Raw genomic sequence first — 16,039 nt, forward strand, 5'->3', positions numbered from 1 at the left:
GGAAGGGTCTGAGAAACTGGGCTTTTCGTCAAGCATAAGGACGCTTTCTGAATACATAGGAGAAGAGGAATCCAGCCAAGCGGGACCTCTCCGAACAACGGAACAAACAACGCCAGCGGAAGTTCCGTTTTCGGCAAATGGCGGGGGGCGGGAGGAGGCCCAGACGCGGCCTCTAATTGCTGCCTTGGGTCGATTTCACGAGTTGGCGTCGGGCCGGAAAGCGGTCCTTCAGGCGCATGGCCCCAAAGCCGACCCGCTCAATGTCGCCTTCGGGTCGGAAGCGGACCTTGGCTCATCCCGCCATCAAAGACGCCAGCAGCAGCACCAGCAACAGCGCGCTGACCCCCTGCCAGAACCGCACCGGCTCCCGCTCCATCAGCGACAGTTCGCGGCTGGGCGGCACGGCGGCGGCGCTGCCGCTTTCGAGGACGTGGATCAGTTCCTCGACGTCGGCGAAGCGGTCGCCGGGCTCGACAGCGAGGGTCCGCAGGATCGCGGCCTCCAGCCAGGCGGGCATGTCAGGGCGATGGCTGGTCGGGCGGGTCGGCTTTTCGAACCGCATGCGGTTGAAGTCCTCTTCCTGGCCGCTCGGATAGTCGCCGGTGAAGAGGCGATAGAGAGTCACGCCCAGGGCATACTGGTCGGTGAGGGCGTCGCCCCTGTTCCCGGCGAACATCTCGGGCGCCTTGTAGCCGGAGGTGCCGGGCGTCTCGGCCTCGGCGAACTCCTCGATCCGCGGCAGCCGCGCGACGCCCAGGTCGATCAGCTTGAGGCCGCCGTCCGTCTCCAGAATCACATTGTCCGGCTTGATGTCGCGGTGGGTGATGCCCTGGCGATGCAGGGCCGCGACCGCGCGCGACAGACGAATGGCGATGGTGACACCTTCAGGGATATCAAACGGTTCTTCGGCAATCCTCGCGTGCAGGGTCCGGCCGACATAGAGGGGCTGGGCGATATAGAGCCGGCTCTGGCGCCCGGCGTCGAGGGTCAGGGTCTTGCCGACGAACGGGCTGTCGATGCGCCGGCCGATGAAGCTCTCGCGCAGGAAGGCGCCGCGGGCGCCGCTCTCGGACACCAGGGCGGGCCTGGGGAATTTCAGCACCACCGGGCCCCCGCCCTCCTCGTCCTTCGCCGCGAAGACCCGGGTGTATTTGCCGTCCGACAGCAGCCGCTCCAGCCGGAACCGGTCGACATTGTCGCCGACGTCGGGCGGCGGCAGGATGTCCAGACCGGCGGCCTCGGCGCCGATGGCGTCCTGATCCACCGCTCCGATACGGATGACGTCGATGACGATGGCGGTAGCGTTGTCGCGGGTCTCCTCCTCGCCCGCCTTGTCGACGATGGCCTGGGCGTCGGCCTCGGGCGAGGCGCGGCGGGCCAGCAGTCGCGTCAGATCCTCCTCCGACACGGCTCCGTGCACGCCGTCGGTGGTCAGCAACAGCCGGTCGTGCGCCTTGAGCGTCACCGCCCGCACATCGAGCCTCAGGTCCGGCTCGATGCCGATGGCGCGGTACAGGACATGGCTCAGGCCGGGCTGGGCTGGGCCAGCACATGGTCCTCGGTCAGCCGGGTCAGGACGCCGTCGCGGAAATGCCAGGCCCGACTGTCGCCCACATGCAGGACCGTTGCCTCGCGCCCGCGCATGACCAGGGCGGTGAAGGTCGTCGCTGCTCCGGCCATCTCCGGATCCGACCGGCCCTTGGCGTGGAGCCAGCGGTTATAGCCCGACAGAGCCGCCACCCCGGCCGCAGCGATGCCTTTCAGCGGGCTCTGGTCCAGATAGCCGTCGATAAAGGTCCGGCCCGCCAGTTCCGACGCGACCCGCCCCGCCCTGGACCCGCTGACCCCGTCGGCGACGATGGCCAGCATGCCGTGCAGGGCCTGTTCCGACGGCGTGCCCAGATGAACCGCGCCGAAATCCTGGTTGTCCTTGCGCGGCCCCAGCGCCGTGGCGAACCCCGCCGCGATCTCCAGCCTGCCGTCCGCGTCCATGGTCGATCCCCCTCCGCCCCACCGTGCACCCCGGCGAAGGCCGGGGTCCAGACGGTGGTCGGGATTTAGACACGCGGCCGGCGGCTGTACGCGTCTCCTGGATCCCGGCCCTGGGTCCATCCTCGGGCCGGCGAAGCCGGACCCGAGGGGCCGGGCTGAACGGAATGGAGAACGCGGAACTTGGCATTCACCCGCCGGGCCCCTATATTAGTCTTGCCGGGGCTTGCTCCGGATATGGCGATAAACGCGCTTGTAATAAGCGGACCGGACCCGGGTGCGATTCCCGGCGGCTCCACCATCTCTTCATCCGCGTTATCGGCGGGACAGCATGGGGCCGACTAGCATCGACGGACGTGTAAAGAAGACTGCTTTTGCCCGTCCTGGCCCACCGTATCGGGCCATTTTCTAACTGCGAACGATAACTTCGCTGGAGAAGTCCGCCTCGCCGCGTAATGCGGTTCGGTTGATTTCGAATCTTAAGTCCTAGGGGTTCAGATCCTTGGGCGGGGCCGCCGGAGGGCCTGCCAACAGAACCTCCGGCACTTTCCCTGTTTGAAGCGGCCCTCCTTCTGATTCTTGAAGGATGGGGGCCTGCCAACAGAACCTCCGGCACTTTCCTCGCATTCTTATCTTCCGCCCAGGGCACGGTCCCGCTATCTGTCGCCCCGCAGCGAGGATACCCATGGCCGAAGAGACCCCGCCCGTCGACGAGATGCAGTACGAGAAGCTGGCGCAGGACGCTCTGCGCGGGGTGATCCGTTCCGCCCTCGAACGCGCGGCCAGCCCCTCGGGCATCCCCGGCGGCCACCATTTCTACATCACCTTCAAGACGCGCGGCCCCGGGGTCTCCGTCCCGCCGGACGTCATCGCCAAATATCCCGACGAGATGACGGTCGTCCTCCAGCACCAGTACTGGGACCTCGCCGTCGAGTACGACCTGTTCTCGGTCATGCTGAAGTTCGGTGGAATGCCCAAGGTCCTGACCGTGCCCTATACGGCCGTGACCCGCTTCTACGATCCCAGCGTCCAGTTCCTGCTGCAGTTCGAGGCGCCCGAGCCGGTGCCCGAACCCGTCGCCGAACTGCCGGCCCCGACCCGGACCGACACGCCGCCGTCCGGCGACGACGGCCCCAAGGTCGTCTCCCTCGACCAGTTCCGGAAGAAATAATCCGTGCACCGCGGCCCCCGGGTCCGGCTTCGCCGGCCCGCGGATGAACCAAGGGCCGGGGGCCGGATCGCGCACTCGATCGCCGGGATCTGAAGCTCGACCCGAACTCCGACTGCCAGATTTTCCATCTGGACCCAGGCCTTCGCCGGGGTGCACGGTGTGAGGGGGATTGGCGTCGGGGGTCGCATGTTCAGACTGGTCTTGTCGGTGCTGCTCAGCATGGCCTGCGCGACGACGACGGCCGCCCAGACCTCGCCCGCCAGCCGTTTCGACGGCTGGGCCTCCGCCGTCGTCGCCGCCGACTGGCGCACCAGCCAGGGTGAGGCGATCCAGGCCTTCGACAACGCCCGTCGCGACCTGACCTCCGGCTTCCTCGCCGCAGGCTTCTCGCGCGCCGACATGGTCGACTACAGTCTGCGTCCCGATGTGACGCTCGTGACCACCGACGTGGCGGCCGCCCGGGGCATCGCCGAGGCGACGGCGCGGGCCACGCGCGGCTGCCTGCTCTACGTCACCTCGCACGGCGGTCCCCAGGGCATTGTGTTCGGTCCGAACCGGATCCTGAGCCCGACCAGCATGGTGACGCTGGTGCGCGGATGGTGCCAGGACCGGCCGACAGTGGTGGTCCTCTCCGCCTGCTATTCCGGCATCTTCGTGGACTCCCTCGCCGCGCCCAACCGGATGATCATGGCCGCCGCCCGTCGTGACCGCTCCTCGTTCGGCTGCTCGGAGGACGCGACCTACCCGTATTTCGACGCCTGCGTGATCCAGACCCTGCCGGCGGCCAGCGATTTCATCTCCCTCGCCAACGCGACCCGGGCCTGCGTGAAGGCCCGCGAGGAGGCCGAGGGACTTTCTCCCGCCTCGGAGCCACAGGTCTCGATCGGGGCCGACCTGCAACTGCTTCTGCCGACACTGCGCTTCAGCCATCCGCCGCCTTGAAGCATTGCGTCGCCATCAATGGTCGACTAGAACATACCATGAACATGCAGGGAGGTTGCCGATGCTGACCGGAGGCTGCCATTGCGGCGCCATTCGCTATGAGACCGCCGGGGAAGCGATCCATCACGCCCTGTGCCACTGCACCGATTGCCGTAAATGCGCGGGGGCGCCCGCGGTCGCATGGGCCCTGGCGCCATCTGATCAGGTCAGGATCACGGGCGAGCCGGTCTGGTATGCGTCATCCGAACATGGACGGCGCGGGTTCTGCGGACGGTGCGGGACCGGCCTGTTCTATACCAACGAAGACATCTTCCCCGACCAGATCGACGTTCAGAGTGCGACGCTGGACAACCCTGACGCCATTCCCCTCCAGGCCCAGATCCAGACCGCCGAGGGCATCGGCTGGATGGCCGAACTGCACAGACTGCCGTCGTTCGAACGCTATCCCGGACCGCCGGGCTAGGCCTTGCGCGGAAACGCCCGGATCGTGATCCGCTCGCGGTCGCCCTCGCGCCGTTCGACCAGCAGCCGCGCCACCTGGGCGTCGTCATGGAACAGATAGCCCTTGATGGCGTCGAGCAGCGCCTTGGCGAGGTTGTCCAGGTCCATCCACGGCGGGTCGCCGATGTGCTCCATCACGATCTCGACGACGAAATCGCCGTAGGCCGGCCGTGATCCACGCCACTCCTTGCGGAAGAACTCATAGACCAGCGGCTTGTAGTATTTGGCCTGGGTGGTCAGGCCGTCGATCATGATGACGACCGTCTCCCCCTCCTCCCGCGCCCGGACCTTGCCGGAGATGGTCCAGTCGTCGTTCACGCGCGGCAGACTGCCGGCAGCCCGGTCGACAGGGTAGCCGCCCCGATGACCACCGGGCTGACGAGTTGCTCGTCCTCCGCCGGAGCCGAATGAATCGCCTGGATGATCTCCATGCCGGAGATGACCAGGCCGAACGCCGCGAACCCCTGGCCATCCGGATTGCGCCCGCCGCCGAAATCGAGCGCGGGCGTGTCGCGGGTCACGATGAAGAAGCTGGAGGTCGCCGTGTCGGGCCCGTCCCGCGCCATCGAGATGGCGCCCGCCGAGTGACGCAGGCCGGTGTCGATCGTCCGCTCAAGCGTGATGGGACCCAGTCCGGGATCGTCGCTTCCGGCCGTGGTCGCGGCCTGGATCACATCGATGGGGGCAGGACTGGCGTTGGTCTCCGCCACGACGGTGCGGAAGAATGTTCCCCCAGCGTACCGACCTTGCTGGACGTAGCGCAGGAAGTTGCAGGTGGTGATCGGCGCCTGCCTGGCGTCAAGACGAACGATGACGTCGCCCTGCGGCGTATGCAGTGTGACGAGGGGCTGATTGTCCTGCGCGAGAGCGGGGCCGTTGGTCATGGCCAGCATCGTCGTCGCCAGTAGCGTCAGGGTTCTTCTGATCACGCCTATCCCAGTCTCCGACGCCCGTGCGCTTGCCCGGTCATTCCCCCGTGCTACACCGCCGCGCATCCTCCCGCCACGCCTCTGAAGAGCCGAAGCCGATGACCGCCTATCGCACCGAGACCGACACCTTCGGCCCCATCGAGGTCGCCTCCGACCGCTACTGGGGCGCCCAGGCGCAACGCAGCCTCGGCAACTTCAGGATCGGCTGGGAAAAGATGCCCCTGCCGATCGTCCGCGCCCTCGGCATCGTCAAGCGCGCCGCCGCCGAGACCAATATGGCCCTGGGCAAGCTGGACCCGAGGATCGGAAACGCCATCATCGCCGCCGCCGACGAGGTCATCGAAGGCAGGCTCAACGACCACTTCCCCCTGGTCGTCTGGCAGACAGGATCGGGCACCCAGTCGAACATGAACGCCAACGAGGTGATCTCGAACCGCGCCATCGAGATGCTGGGCGGCGAGATGGGCTCGAAAAAGCCGGTCCACCCCAACGACCACGTCAACATGAGCCAGTCGTCCAACGACACCTACCCCACGGCCATGCACATCGCCTGCGCTGAACAGGTGGTCAACGACCTGCTCCCCGCCCTGAAGCACCTGCACGCGGCGCTGAAGGCGAAGTCGGAAGCCTGGGCCCACATCATCAAGATCGGCCGCACCCACACCCAGGACGCTACCCCGCTGACGCTGGGTCAGGAGTTCGGCGGCTATACGCAGCAGGTCGCCAACGGCATCGCGCGCATCGAACAGACCCTGCCGGCCCTGATGGAACTGGCCCAGGGCGGCACCGCCGTCGGCACCGGTCTCAACGCCCCCATCGGCTTCGCCGAGACCGTCGCCGAACGGATCGCCGGCATCACCGGCCTGCCCTTCACCACGGCCCCGAACAAGTTCGAGGCCCTGGCCGCCCACGACGCCATGGTCTTCTCGCACGGCGCCATCAACACGGTCGCCGCATCGCTGTTCAAGATCGCCAACGACATCCGCTTCCTCGGGTCCGGCCCGCGTTCGGGCCTGGGCGAACTGGCCCTGCCGGAGAACGAGCCGGGCTCCTCGATCATGCCGGGCAAGGTCAATCCGACCCAGTGCGAGGCCCTGACCCAGGTCTGCGTCCAGGTGTTCGGCAACAACGCCGCCATCACCTTCGCCGGCTCGCAAGGCCATTTCGAGCTGAACGTCTACAACCCGGTGATGGCCTACAACTTCCTGCAGTCTGTCCGCCTGGTCGCCGACGCCGCCATCAGCTTCACCGACAACTGCGTCGTCGGCATCGAGGCGCGCGAAGACAACATCGCGCGCGGCCTGAACAATTCGCTGATGCTGGTCACGGCCCTGAACGGCAGGCTCGGCTACGACACCTGCGCCAAGATCGCCAAGACAGCCCACAGGAACGGGACCACCCTGCGTCAGGAAACCGTCGGCGGCGGCTATCTGACGGATGCCGAATTCGACGAGGCGGTCCGTCCCGAGAAGATGATCTCGCCGGGCTGAGGATGACCGCCCTTACCCGCCCCTACTGGATCGAGGCGCGGTTCGAGCGGCGCGAGGGGTGGGATGAGGGCGTCTATCCGTTCAACCTGCCGGCCGTGCGGTCCCTGCACACGCTGGAATTTCATCCGAACGTCACCTTCCTTGTGGGTGAGAACGGTTCCGGCAAGTCGACCCTGATCGAGGCCCTGGCGATCGCCTGGGGCTTCAATGCCGAGGGCGGCGGGCGAGAGCACCGCTTCGGCACGCGCGAAAGCCATTCGCCGCTCCATCGCTACGTGAGGCCGGTCAAATCACCGCTGCGTCTGCAGGACGGGTTCTTCCTCCGGGCCGAGAGCTTCTTCACCGTCGCCAGTTATCTGGAGGGAGCCGGCGCCAATCGGTTTGGGCAGAAACCCCTTCACGAGCAGTCGCACGGCGAAAGCTTCTTCGCCCTGTTCGACAATCGCTTCATCGGCGACGGCCTCTATATCCTCGACGAGCCCGAAGCCGCCTTGTCACCGAGCCGGCAGCTGTCGTTCCTGGCGCGGATGCACGAACTGGTGCTGGCCCGATCCCAGCTGATCATCGCCACCCACTCGCCGATCCTGCTCGGCTATCCCAACGCCTGGATCTATCAGGCCTCGGACCACGGCCTCGACCGGATCGAGTACGAGGACACCGACCACTATAGGGTCACGAAGAACTTCCTGACGCGGCGCGAGAGGATGCTGGACGTACTGCTGAAACCGGAGTGAGCCGGGTTTGGGCTCTGGCGCCTTTCGGGTTACCTTCCGCGCATGGGCAAGGTCGAACTGAACATCGGCATCGATCCGGAGCTGATCGAACAGGCCGGCCGGCTCGGCATCTCGATCGCCGGCATGGACGAACGCGCCCTGCGCCTGCATCTGCAGAAGGTCGATCCCGCCGGCGCCGAGGCGCGCGCCAAACGCTGGGCGGAGGAGAACGCCGAGGCGATCAAGGACCACAACCGGCGTATCGCCGAGCGGGGCGTCCTGTCCGACTACCTGCGGACCTGGTGAGTGCGTCAGTTCGACGTTTATGAGAACCCGTCGGCGGAAGCACGACGGTTCGCTCCTTTCGTCGTTGTCGTGTCTTCCCATCTGATCCCTGGATTCGACGACGCGGTCGTCGCGCCCTTGGTGAACGACAGCACAGCGGCCGTCGCCGAGTTCGAAATCCCGGTGGTGGTCGACGAGCAGCCGCTCGTGATCGTTCTGACGGAACTCGCGGGCGTTCAGGGACGGTCCCTGAAGCGCCGCGTCGGCTCCCTCCTCGCCCACGAGGACGACATTCGCCGGGCGCTCGACCGGCTGTTCCCCGGCTTCTGATCAGGGCTTGTCCCTGATCGTCGCGCCGACCGGGGCCAAGGCCAGCTTGGCCAGTTCGAGGTCCTTCAGGGCGAAGGGGATGCCGATGAGGGTGATGGCCTCGGCGAAGGCGATCAGCAGGTGCGACAGGGCGATGTACCAGCCGGCGAAGAGGAACCAGATGATGTTCAGGCCGACGCCGAAACAGCCGATGTCCTTGCCGTCCGCCTCGCCGCCCCAGACGACTTCGCGTCCGAACGGCCAGAAGGAATAGCTGGCGATCCGCCAGGCCGCGAAGCTCCACGGCAGGCCGACGACGGTCAGGGCCAGCACCGCGCCCCCGATCAGCCACAGCAGGCCGGAGATCCAGCCGCCGAGGATGAACCACAGGATATTCAGGATCAGTCGGATCACGGCGTCTCTCTCCTACCGGCGGAGTCGCCGACTGACCCTAGATAGGCGAAAGGCCCCGCCAATATCAGCGGGGCCCTCGTGAATTCGCGGTTAGTCGTGTGGCGAGATCTAGTGGGATTGCTTTTCGGTCCACTGCGCCTTGGCCTGATCCTTGGTCAGGGTCAGGCGGACCTTGTCGTCATCGACATGGTCGACCCAGCGGGTCGGGATCATGTGATGTTTGAAGCCGCCGGCGAGATCGAGCTTGGCCAGTTCGATCTGGTCGCCGAGGACGTGATCGACGCGGCCCACATGGCCGCCGTCGGAGCCGACGACTTCGAGGTGTTCCTTGATGAGCGTGAGGTCTACCATCGGGTGTCTCCTGTCGAATGGTGAGCCCCTGAAACGCCGCTTGCTTCAGCCGGTTGCGAGGAACCGATGGCCGAGATCGTCAATCTGAACCGGGCCAGAAAGGCGCGCGACAAGGCCGTGGCAAAATCCGACGCCGCCGCCAATCGTGTCGCCCACGGCCTGACGAAGGCGCAGCGCGAAACGGCGAAGGCGGAACGGGAGCGGCTGTCGCGGCTTCTTGATCAGACGAAGCGCGAGGACTGAACTCATGGGCGCGACCGACACTCCGACGACATCGTCCCGGACCCGTTACGGCCTCATCGCCCTGGTTGCCATCCGTCAGGCCAGGGCCATGCGCGAACGTCGCGCAAAGGAAGACGCTGAGCGCGAGGCGAACAAGGACGCGACTGCCGGGAAGCGGCCCAAGACGCGCGGCTGGTTCCGCTAGGGGACTTTCGGCGCCCGGATCAGCAGGGCCTGCCCGGCCAGGACCAGCAGCAGGCCAACCAGCGCCGTCCAGCCGAACCGGGCATCCTCGAACAGGACTGACACCAGCATGGCGATGGGGGGCGTCAGGGCCGAGATATAGCTGGCCAGCGCATAGCCGCGCGCCCGAGCGACGGCGAAATAGACGACGAAGGCGACCACCGATCCCAGCACCGCCAGGTAGACCAGCGAGATCAGGTACCCGGGCGACGCATCAATGGTGAACTCTGCGCCGGTGACCAGGCCGTGCAGCGCCAGCATGGCCGTGCCATAGCCCATGGCCCAGGCCGTCTGCGGCAGGATCGCGGACCCGAGCTCCTGACCCTTCCAGGAGAAATAGTTGCCGACGGCCGAACTGCTCACAGCCAGCACGGCCAGGCCGATGCCGGTCAGGGCGCGGGCGTCGAACCCGGCCCCCAAGGCCTCGCCGCCGGACAGCACCGCGACCCCGACGACGCCCAGGATCGCTCCGATCCACGCCATGCGCGACGCCTTCTGGCCCACGAAGACCCGGAACATCACCAGATTGAGGAAGGCCAGGGCCGCAAACACCACGGCGACGATGGCGGAGGTCACATGACCCTCGGCGGCATAGGTGAAGGTGTAGCTGACGGCGAAGACGAAGGCCCCCTGCCCCAGCGCCGCCAGATGCTGGCCCCGGTTCAACGCCAGCGACCGCCGGGTCGCCGCACAGCCGACGAACAGGACAAGGGCTGCCAGCCCGAACCGCCAGGTCAAGGACGCCACCGGATCGACCGTTCCCAGTTGCCAGGTGATGGCATACCAGGTCGTGCCCCAGATGATCGCGCAGAGCGCCACGCCTGCGATGGCCAGAACGCCGGCGGAGGGCCGGCGCAGCTCGGAAAGGGTCAAGGCAGACTCACGGAAGGCGGGGAGACGGGATTGCGCTGGATGCGCTCCCGGCGGGAACGGTGCAACATCGATCCCGAAGACTGCTGACAAGCGCCGCTTATGTCAGCCGCGAAGCTTCAGCGCCGCACGAGTCGCCTCGGGGACGGCGGCGTAAACGGTCGCCCGTCGAATGCCCAGCCGCGCCCGCGCGGTCGCCAGCGGCTCGGCGAACAGGGCGTCGTAATCCAGCCCCGGCAGCCACTGCGCCCGGCGCCCGTTCGACCAGGCCTGCAAGACCGCCCGCCGCGCCGGGATGGACCGCTTCTCACGCTGGATTTCCCGCGCCGCGCCATAGCCGATGAAACCGAAGCCGAGATTGTGCGTCTGGGCATAGGAGAAGCTGACCACGCAGGCCTCGCCCAGAGCGTCGGTGCCGTAGCCGGTCAGCACATGCCAGATATCGTGCACGTCCCGGAGCCGGCGCGAGTACCATACGACCGGATGCGGCGCGTCGATCTCGGGCGTCACTTCGCGCGCCGTCTCGGCCAGGCCGTCTGCGGTGAACCCTCGCGCTTCACGGAACGCCTTGTATTCCGCCCCGACCGTGCCCGGCGCGAACCGCGCCAGCCAGACCGGATCGTCGAGCTTCAACGCCAGTTCGTCGCGCAGGAACGCCTGACGCCCGCCCTCGACCGTCTTCAGCATCCGGCCGTAGCCCCTCGCGCCCGACCGGCCGGCCAGGGCCCGCATGATCTCGAACACCTGGGCGGTGTCCTCCTTGTCGCGGATCAGCTTGCGGAAGGCGCGAAACGCGGTGACCGGCCGAATCCGTTGCGGCTTGAGCACCTGGAATTCGTCGGGGTAGACGGCGGCGCCCATCGTCATCGAAAACATCCTGCTCGAAGTCGGGTATCCTAACGCAACCCACCGTCCGCTCAAAGCCCCGCCGCCGGAGATCCTGTGCTCAAGAAACGATCCGTCGTCCTCGCCGGCCACGCCACTTCCGTGGCGCTTGAGCCCGAATTCTGGGCCGTGCTGGACCGCATCGCCTTGGCGCGCGGGCTCAGCCACGTAGGCCTGCTGGTCTGGGTCGACGAAACGCGCGGCCGCCGCCCCCTGGCCTCCGCCTGCCGCCTTCTGGCGCTGGAATCCGCGGCGTCAGAAAGGATCATTGGCGAACGCTGAATTCAAGGCGCAGCCTGGCCTTCTCAACAAGGGGAAACCAACGTGCAGATCGACCGCAGTCTCATTCCACCCGCCATCATCGGCGGCCTCATCGCCATCGGCCTGATCGGGGCCGGCATCGCCGTCGGCGGGGGCGTGGTCAACGCCAACACCGGTAACCGCCAGGTCACCGTACGCGGCGTCGCCGAGCGCAATGTCGAGGCCGATCTGGCCATCCTGTCCTTGCGGTTCACCGTGGCGGGCGAGGAACTGCCGGGGGTCCAGTCCAAGATCGACGGCGATCTGGCCAAGGTCCGGGCCTTCCTGACCTCACAGGGCTATGCCGACGACATCATCACCATCGGCCGCCTGGAAGTCACCGACACCCAGTCGCAGAGCTATGCCCCGTCCGACGGCACGCCCCACTATATCGTGGCCCAAAGCGTGACGGTTCGCACGACGGACGTCGCCCGCGTGGCCCAGACCGAACGCGCCCTGAACGACCTGGTCCGTCAGGGCGTCCTGCTGGACTTCACCGCCCCGACCTATGTCTTCACCAAGCTCAATGACGTACGGCCGGAGATGATCGCCGAGGCCACCGCCTCGGCCCGTTCGGGCGCCGAACAGTTCGCCAAGGATTCGGGGGCGCCGCTGGGTCCGATCAAACAGGCGACCCAGGGTTCGTTCGAGATCCTCGCCCGCGAGGATGTCGACAGCGAATCCACCTCGCTGGACAAGCGCGTCCGGGTGGTCGCCACGGTCACCTACCAACTGCGCTAGCTGTCACAGCGTCTCCTCTCTGTCGCGCAGCGATGGGGAGGAGGCTCGCTGACACCTCCCCATTCGCCAGGCGGCGAACAGGGAGGAAACAATCACGCGATCAGTTTGAAGGGGCCGGACCCGGCGCCGGCAGGGTCGGCGGTTCGACGTTCGGCAGATCGGGCATCTTCGGGGCCTCGGGCAGAGATGGCAGGTTTACATCGACATCGACGTTGGTGTCCGCCGCGTCCGGCGTGGCAATGCCGCCACCGTTCCAGACGAAGAAGGCGATGACCGCGACGACGACCAGAAGGCCGCCGACGATGAAGGCCATGGCGCCGCCGCCTCCGCCACGACGCTCGGGCTGGACATTGACGGTGGTCTGGCGCGGCGGATCGACGACCACGACGCGTTCGGGCGGCATATTCGGGTCCGTCATCTAGTTGGTCCCCGGGACGGCCGGAGCCTCGACCGACGGCAGATTCACGTCGACTTTCACGTCCTTGGTGTCTCCACCCATGCCGCCGCGCGCAAAGACGAAGTACGCCACGATCGCCAGCACGACCACGACCGCGCCAACGATAAAGGCGAGGCCTGTGTTGCCGCCGCCGCTGTTTGTATTCTCAGCCATTGTATTTCCCTCTCAGAAGTTTCCCCTGAGCCGACCAAACTCCGGCCACGCTTGCCGGTTCCGGGAGATGAACCGTGAGGGCCTGACTTTGCCTCATGTGCTCATTATGTTCTCGAATCCCGCATCGCTCCCGAGTGCCTCTGTTTGACCGATTCCCTGCCCAATCCTCCAGTGTCCGGGCCGCGCATCTCCGACCTGGCCCGCTCGCGCGGCCCCGGAGGCGTGGCGCATGAGACGCCGGACTATCTCAGCGGCCTGAATCCCGAACAGCGCGAGGCCGTCGAGACGACCGAGGGGCCTGTCCTGGTCCTCGCCGGCGCCGGCACCGGCAAGACCCGGGTCCTGACCACCCGTCTCGCCCATATCCTCGCCACCGGCCGCGCCCGGCCGTGGGAACTGCTGGTCGTCACCTTCACCAACAAGGCCGCGCGCGAGATGCGCGAGCGGATCACCCATCTGATCGGCCCGTCGGCCGAGGGACTGCGCTGGCTCGGCACCTTCCACTCGGTCGCGGCCCAGATCCTGCGTCGCCATGCCGAACTGGTCGGACTGAAGTCGACCTTCACCATCCTCGACACCGACGATCAGGAGCGGCTGCTGAAACAGCTGATCGAGGCTGCCAACATCGACACCAAGCGCTGGACGCCCAAGTCGCTGGCCGGCCTGATCGACCACTGGAAAAACCGCGGCTGGAGGCCCGATCAGCTGCCAGCCGGCGAGGATTTCGCCAACGGCAAGGGCCAGGCCCTGTACGCCGCCTACCAGTCGCGGCTGGCCACATTGAACGCCTGCGACTTCGGCGATCTGTTGCTACACAACCTGACTATTCTGTCTCAACACGCAGATATTGCTGAGGACTATCGCAAACGCTTTCGCTACATCCTGGTCGACGAGTATCAGGACACCAACGTCGCCCAGTATCTGTGGCTGCGGCTGCTGACGGCCTCGACCGGCAATGTCTGCTGCGTCGGCGACGACGACCAGTCGATCTACGGATGGCGTGGCGCAGAAGTCGACAACATCCTCCGGTTCGAAAAGGACTTCCCCGGCGCCAAGATCGTCAAGCTGGAGCGGAATTACCGCTCCACCAGCCACATCCTCGGGGCAGCCTCCGGATTGATCGCCGCGAACCGCGACCGGCTCGGCAAGACCCTGTGGACCGAGGACCAGACGGGCGACAAGGTCCGGGTGCGCGGCGTCTGGGACGGCGAGGCCGAGAGCCGGCTGATCGCCGACGAGATCGAGACAGCGAAACGAGACGGCAGAAAATACAAAGACATGGCCGTCCTTGTTCGCGCGTCATTTCAGATGCGTGCCTTTGAGGAGCGGTTCGTCCTCCTCGCCATCCCCTATACGGTGATCGGCGGGCCGCGCTTCTTTGAGCGGGCCGAGATCCGCGACGCCCACGCCTATCTGCGCCTGATCCAGTCCGAGGACGACGACCTGGCGTTCGAGCGGATCGTCAATGTGCCCAAGCGTGGCATCGGCGACACCTCGGTCCAGAAGATCCTCCAGATCGCCCGTCATCGCAGCGTCTCGGCCATGACCGCCGTGCGTGAGCTGATCGGCTCCGACGAGCTTCAGGCCCGCACGCGCACGGCCCTGTCGACCTTCGTGCGCGACCTCGACCGCTGGCGTACGCTGGCCGCCGACACCCGCCACTGGCTGTTGACCGAAACCGTTCTGGAAGAGAGCGGCTACACCGACATGCAGAAGGCGGACCGCGTCACCGGCCCGACCCGCCTCGACAACCTCAAGGAACTGACCCAGGCGATGCAGTCGTTCGAGACCCTTGGGGCCTATCTCGAACACGTCTCCCTGGTCATGGACCTCGATCGCGGCCCGTCGTCGGACGCGGTGCAGATCATGACCCTGCACGGCGCCAAGGGGCTGGAGTTCCCGCTCGTCTTCCTGCCGGGCTGGGAGGAAGGCGTCTTCCCGTCCCAGCGCAGCATCGACGAAAAGGGCGAGAAGGGTCTCGAGGAAGAGCGTCGCCTCGCCTACGTCGGCGTCACCCGCGCCAAACAGGACGCGCGGATTTCGTTCGCCGCGAACCGGCTGGTCTATGGCCGCTGGACCTCGCAACTGCCCAGCCGCTTCGTCGACGAACTGCCCATCGCCCACGTCGAGGCCGAAAGCGACACGGGCTACTACGGCGCCTCGACCGGGATGAAGGAGGCCAAGTCCCGCTGGGATGACGCCCCCACCTTCGGCGCCGGCTACACCTCTCCGGGCTGGCAGCGGGCCCAGGCGGTCACCGCATCCAGAGCCCCCGGAGCACGCCCCGCCCGCAATACTGTCATCGAAGGCGAAGGCCGGCTGGTGGCGACCGCCGACCCGAAGTCGGGCTCGGGCTTCACCAAGGGCCAGCGCGTCTTCCACCAGAAATTCGGCTACGGCTCGGTGCGGATTGTCGAGGGCAACAAGCTGACTGTCGAGTTCGAAAAGGCCGGCGAGAAAAAGGTCATCGACACCTTCGTGGAAAAGGCGGGCGACTAGGCTGTCTTTTCAGTCAGCTTCGCGGGGGCGCCCAGGACGGCGAGGGTCGCGCCGGACCGGTTTCGTCCAGCACGGCCTTCCCCCGGCTCCACTTTCCAATCACAGTGACTATTCAATAGCCTGGGGAGGGCCAGCCATGTCCCGGATCATCACCATCGGCCTCGCCGGCCTCGTCCTCGCCGCCTGCAAGCCCGTCGCCGAGCCGGCGCCCCCTGCCGATCCTGCGGCGGCCGCCGCGCCGGCCCCCGCGGCCCAGTCTGCCGTCGACGCGGCCTGGGCAGCGGAACAGGACCGCTATCTGGCGGTCAACGTCGAGCCCTCGGACCCCGTCGAGGCCGTGATGTGGCGCGGGGTGCGCTGCGACTTCCTCGGCAGCGAGTTCGGCGGCGACAACTCCGGACAGGATCGCGCCATCAACGCCCGCATGGACGAACTCCGCTGCGGCGACGAATTGCTGGCCGAGGCGCGGGCGTTGCGGGGAACTCTCGCCGGCGCCCCTGGCGCCGTTGCGCGCCTCGACGCCCTTCTGGCGCGCTGGTGAGGCTAACGGTTCGTTAGCGGCGATAGCCGACCCT

Annotated in this window: 23 protein-coding genes and 1 other RNA gene; 14 read left to right on the forward strand and 10 right to left on the reverse strand. The window is 66.8% G+C overall.

Annotated features, from left to right (window positions below; translation table 11 throughout):
- Positions 1-292: 292 nt before the first annotated feature.
- Positions 293-1,474, reverse strand: coding sequence for a protein kinase domain-containing protein (locus ACP7A5_RS06310; protein ID WP_426041116.1), 1,182 nt, complete (start codon positions 1,472-1,474; stop codon positions 293-295).
- Between the two features lie 50 nt (positions 1,475-1,524).
- Positions 1,525-1,992 carry a PP2C family protein-serine/threonine phosphatase gene (locus tag ACP7A5_RS06315; RefSeq protein WP_426041117.1) on the reverse strand — a complete coding sequence of 156 codons (468 nt, stop codon included), beginning with the start codon at positions 1,990-1,992 and terminating at the stop codon, positions 1,525-1,527.
- Between the two features lie 176 nt (positions 1,993-2,168).
- On the opposite strand from ACP7A5_RS06315, the gene ssrA reads away from it, so the two are divergent.
- The 4 genes from ssrA (at position 2,169) to ACP7A5_RS06335 (ending at position 4,565) form a co-directional block, all read left to right on the forward strand.
- Positions 2,169-2,536: a transfer-messenger RNA gene (ssrA, locus tag ACP7A5_RS06320) on the forward strand.
- A gap of 138 nt (positions 2,537-2,674) precedes the next feature.
- Positions 2,675-3,160 (forward strand): SspB family protein, encoded by a 486-nt coding sequence (locus ACP7A5_RS06325; protein ID WP_426041118.1) that lies wholly within the window; start codon positions 2,675-2,677, stop codon positions 3,158-3,160.
- 186 nt (positions 3,161-3,346) lie between these two features.
- Entirely contained in the window at positions 3,347-4,102 is a 756-nt protein-coding gene (locus tag ACP7A5_RS06330; RefSeq protein WP_426041119.1) for a C13 family peptidase, read from the forward strand.
- A 61-nt stretch (positions 4,103-4,163) separates the two neighbouring features.
- Complete coding sequence (locus tag ACP7A5_RS06335) at positions 4,164-4,565, forward strand: GFA family protein (RefSeq protein ID WP_426041120.1); 402 nt, start codon at positions 4,164-4,166, stop codon at positions 4,563-4,565.
- Here ACP7A5_RS06335 and ACP7A5_RS06340 read toward each other — a convergent pair.
- Both ACP7A5_RS06340 and ACP7A5_RS06345 read right to left on the reverse strand, forming a co-directional pair.
- Positions 4,562-4,855, reverse strand: coding sequence for a RusA family crossover junction endodeoxyribonuclease (locus tag ACP7A5_RS06340; RefSeq protein ID WP_426041251.1), 294 nt, complete (start codon positions 4,853-4,855; stop codon positions 4,562-4,564). The genes ACP7A5_RS06335 and ACP7A5_RS06340 overlap by 4 nt on opposite strands.
- Before the next feature lie 62 nt (positions 4,856-4,917).
- Positions 4,918-5,532: a peptidylprolyl isomerase gene (locus ACP7A5_RS06345; RefSeq protein ID WP_426041121.1), complete on the reverse strand. Its 615-nt coding sequence runs from the start codon at positions 5,530-5,532 to the stop codon at positions 4,918-4,920.
- A 98-nt stretch (positions 5,533-5,630) separates the two neighbouring features.
- Here ACP7A5_RS06345 and fumC point away from each other — a divergent pair, with 98 nt between their 5' ends.
- From fumC to ACP7A5_RS06365, 4 genes are read left to right on the forward strand one after another with little or no spacing between them, the layout of a single operon-like run.
- Entirely contained in the window at positions 5,631-7,022 is a 1,392-nt protein-coding gene (gene fumC / locus ACP7A5_RS06350; RefSeq protein WP_426041122.1) for a class II fumarate hydratase, read from the forward strand.
- A gap of 2 nt (positions 7,023-7,024) precedes the next feature.
- Positions 7,025-7,756 carry an AAA family ATPase gene (locus ACP7A5_RS06355; RefSeq protein WP_426041123.1) on the forward strand — a complete coding sequence of 244 codons (732 nt, stop codon included), beginning with the start codon at positions 7,025-7,027 and terminating at the stop codon, positions 7,754-7,756.
- Positions 7,757-7,798: 42 nt separating this feature from the next.
- Positions 7,799-8,041, forward strand: a complete 243-nt coding sequence (locus ACP7A5_RS06360; protein ID WP_426041124.1) for a type II toxin-antitoxin system CcdA family antitoxin — start codon at positions 7,799-7,801, stop codon at positions 8,039-8,041.
- A complete protein-coding gene (locus ACP7A5_RS06365; RefSeq protein ID WP_426041125.1) occupies positions 8,042-8,350 on the forward strand; it encodes a CcdB family protein in 309 nt (102 codons plus the stop codon).
- Here the strand turns inward: ACP7A5_RS06365 and ACP7A5_RS06370 are convergent, their stop codons facing one another.
- Together ACP7A5_RS06370 and ACP7A5_RS06375 are read right to left on the reverse strand one after the other, a co-directional pair.
- Positions 8,351-8,743, reverse strand: coding sequence for a YccF domain-containing protein (locus ACP7A5_RS06370; RefSeq protein WP_303695611.1), 393 nt, complete (start codon positions 8,741-8,743; stop codon positions 8,351-8,353).
- A 108-nt stretch (positions 8,744-8,851) separates the two neighbouring features.
- Positions 8,852-9,094 carry a DUF2171 domain-containing protein gene (locus ACP7A5_RS06375; RefSeq protein WP_426041126.1) on the reverse strand — a complete coding sequence of 81 codons (243 nt, stop codon included), beginning with the start codon at positions 9,092-9,094 and terminating at the stop codon, positions 8,852-8,854.
- Between the two features lie 66 nt (positions 9,095-9,160).
- Between ACP7A5_RS06375 and ACP7A5_RS06380 the strand changes: the two genes are divergently transcribed.
- The gene (locus tag ACP7A5_RS06380; RefSeq protein WP_426041127.1) at positions 9,161-9,337 is read left to right on the forward strand and encodes a DUF4169 family protein; all 177 of its coding nucleotides are present in this window, start codon (positions 9,161-9,163) and stop codon (positions 9,335-9,337) included.
- Between the two features lie 4 nt (positions 9,338-9,341).
- Entirely contained in the window at positions 9,342-9,521 is a 180-nt protein-coding gene (locus tag ACP7A5_RS06385; RefSeq protein WP_426041128.1) for a hypothetical protein, read from the forward strand.
- On the opposite strand, the gene ACP7A5_RS06390 is transcribed toward ACP7A5_RS06385, so the two are convergent.
- Together ACP7A5_RS06390 and ACP7A5_RS06395 are read right to left on the reverse strand one after the other, a co-directional pair.
- On the reverse strand, positions 9,518-10,432 hold the full coding sequence (locus ACP7A5_RS06390) for a DMT family transporter (RefSeq protein ID WP_426041129.1): 915 nt from the start codon (positions 10,430-10,432) through the stop codon (positions 9,518-9,520). The genes ACP7A5_RS06385 and ACP7A5_RS06390 overlap by 4 nt on opposite strands.
- 102 nt (positions 10,433-10,534) lie before the next feature.
- Positions 10,535-11,296 carry a Coq4 family protein gene (locus tag ACP7A5_RS06395; protein ID WP_426041130.1) on the reverse strand — a complete coding sequence of 254 codons (762 nt, stop codon included), beginning with the start codon at positions 11,294-11,296 and terminating at the stop codon, positions 10,535-10,537.
- A gap of 75 nt (positions 11,297-11,371) precedes the next feature.
- Here ACP7A5_RS06395 and ACP7A5_RS06400 point away from each other — a divergent pair, with 75 nt between their 5' ends.
- Both ACP7A5_RS06400 and ACP7A5_RS06405 read left to right on the forward strand, forming a co-directional pair.
- Positions 11,372-11,596, forward strand: coding sequence for a ribbon-helix-helix domain-containing protein (locus ACP7A5_RS06400; protein ID WP_426041131.1), 225 nt, complete (start codon positions 11,372-11,374; stop codon positions 11,594-11,596).
- Between the two features lie 42 nt (positions 11,597-11,638).
- Entirely contained in the window at positions 11,639-12,355 is a 717-nt protein-coding gene (locus ACP7A5_RS06405; protein WP_426041132.1) for an SIMPL domain-containing protein, read from the forward strand.
- Positions 12,356-12,455: 100 nt separating this feature from the next.
- On the opposite strand, the gene ACP7A5_RS06410 is transcribed toward ACP7A5_RS06405, so the two are convergent.
- Positions 12,456-12,773, reverse strand: coding sequence for a hypothetical protein (locus tag ACP7A5_RS06410; protein WP_426041133.1), 318 nt, complete (start codon positions 12,771-12,773; stop codon positions 12,456-12,458).
- Positions 12,774-12,965, reverse strand: a complete 192-nt coding sequence (locus ACP7A5_RS06415) for a hypothetical protein (protein ID WP_426041134.1) — start codon at positions 12,963-12,965, stop codon at positions 12,774-12,776.
- A gap of 123 nt (positions 12,966-13,088) precedes the next feature.
- On the opposite strand from ACP7A5_RS06415, the gene ACP7A5_RS06420 reads away from it, so the two are divergent.
- On the forward strand, positions 13,089-15,464 hold the full coding sequence (locus tag ACP7A5_RS06420) for a UvrD-helicase domain-containing protein (RefSeq protein ID WP_426041252.1): 2,376 nt from the start codon (positions 13,089-13,091) through the stop codon (positions 15,462-15,464).
- Between the two features lie 136 nt (positions 15,465-15,600).
- Positions 15,601-16,005: a hypothetical protein gene (locus ACP7A5_RS06425; protein WP_426041135.1), complete on the forward strand. Its 405-nt coding sequence runs from the start codon at positions 15,601-15,603 to the stop codon at positions 16,003-16,005.
- Positions 16,006-16,039: the final 34 nt, after the last annotated feature.

The organism is Brevundimonas sp. TWP2-3-4b1 (assembly GCF_049897665.1).
In the GTDB taxonomy this organism is placed as follows: domain Bacteria; phylum Pseudomonadota; class Alphaproteobacteria; order Caulobacterales; family Caulobacteraceae; genus Brevundimonas; species Brevundimonas subvibrioides_B.

What these genes read in the sequence shown, in the direction of transcription:
- ACP7A5_RS06315 (WP_426041117.1), bottom strand. Translation starts at nt 1,992, where the DNA reads ATGGACGCGGACGGCAGGCTGGAGATCGCGGCGGGGTTCGCCACGGCG.
- ACP7A5_RS06325 (WP_426041118.1), top strand. Translation starts at nt 2,675, where the DNA reads ATGGCCGAAGAGACCCCGCCCGTCGACGAGATGCAGTACGAGAAGCTG.
- ACP7A5_RS06330 (WP_426041119.1), top strand. Translation starts at nt 3,347, where the DNA reads ATGTTCAGACTGGTCTTGTCGGTGCTGCTCAGCATGGCCTGCGCGACG.
- ACP7A5_RS06335 (WP_426041120.1), top strand. Translation starts at nt 4,164, where the DNA reads ATGCTGACCGGAGGCTGCCATTGCGGCGCCATTCGCTATGAGACCGCC.
- ACP7A5_RS06340 (WP_426041251.1), bottom strand. Translation starts at nt 4,855, where the DNA reads ATGATCGACGGCCTGACCACCCAGGCCAAATACTACAAGCCGCTGGTC.
- fumC (WP_426041122.1), top strand. Translation starts at nt 5,631, where the DNA reads ATGACCGCCTATCGCACCGAGACCGACACCTTCGGCCCCATCGAGGTC.
- ACP7A5_RS06355 (WP_426041123.1), top strand. Translation starts at nt 7,025, where the DNA reads ATGACCGCCCTTACCCGCCCCTACTGGATCGAGGCGCGGTTCGAGCGG.
- ACP7A5_RS06360 (WP_426041124.1), top strand. Translation starts at nt 7,799, where the DNA reads ATGGGCAAGGTCGAACTGAACATCGGCATCGATCCGGAGCTGATCGAA.
- ACP7A5_RS06375 (WP_426041126.1), bottom strand. Translation starts at nt 9,094, where the DNA reads ATGGTAGACCTCACGCTCATCAAGGAACACCTCGAAGTCGTCGGCTCC.
- ACP7A5_RS06380 (WP_426041127.1), top strand. Translation starts at nt 9,161, where the DNA reads ATGGCCGAGATCGTCAATCTGAACCGGGCCAGAAAGGCGCGCGACAAG.
- ACP7A5_RS06385 (WP_426041128.1), top strand. Translation starts at nt 9,342, where the DNA reads ATGGGCGCGACCGACACTCCGACGACATCGTCCCGGACCCGTTACGGC.
- ACP7A5_RS06395 (WP_426041130.1), bottom strand. Translation starts at nt 11,296, where the DNA reads ATGACGATGGGCGCCGCCGTCTACCCCGACGAATTCCAGGTGCTCAAG.
- ACP7A5_RS06410 (WP_426041133.1), bottom strand. Translation starts at nt 12,773, where the DNA reads ATGACGGACCCGAATATGCCGCCCGAACGCGTCGTGGTCGTCGATCCG.
- ACP7A5_RS06415 (WP_426041134.1), bottom strand. Translation starts at nt 12,965, where the DNA reads ATGGCTGAGAATACAAACAGCGGCGGCGGCAACACAGGCCTCGCCTTT.
- ACP7A5_RS06425 (WP_426041135.1), top strand. Translation starts at nt 15,601, where the DNA reads ATGTCCCGGATCATCACCATCGGCCTCGCCGGCCTCGTCCTCGCCGCC.